General features: G+C 61.1%; 1 pseudogene. It reads left to right on the top strand.

Features of this window, described 5'->3' with window-relative positions:
* Nucleotides 1-350, top strand: a pseudogene (locus AB3X86_RS38405) (IS3 family transposase); the annotation flags it as partial.

Raw genomic sequence — 350 nt, 5'->3', positions numbered from 1 at the left:
ACCGCGAGTTCGCGCCGGCTGCGCCGAATCAGGTGTTCAGTTCGGACATCACGTATATCTGGACCGACGAGGGCTGGCTGTATCTGGCGGTCGTGCTGGACCTGTTCAATCGAGAAGTCGTGGGTTGATCCATCAAGCCGCGCATGACGGCCGACATTGTGACCGACGCGCTGACGATGGCATGGTTTCGCCGGAAGCCCGCGCCCGGCGCGCTGCACCACTCGGACCGTGGCAGTCAGTACGCGAGCCACGAATTTCAGTGCAGGCTGGCTGACTATGGCATGCGTTGCTCTATGAGCCGCAAAGGAAATTGCTGGGACAACGCGCCGACGGAGAGCTTCTTCAACAGC

This window comes from Paraburkholderia sp. BR14374 (assembly GCF_040948685.1).
Taxonomy (GTDB): Bacteria; Pseudomonadota; Gammaproteobacteria; order Burkholderiales; family Burkholderiaceae; genus Paraburkholderia; species Paraburkholderia youngii.
The sequence above is the reverse complement of the archived record's forward strand: the minus strand, read 5'-3'. Positions and strand labels throughout refer to the sequence as shown.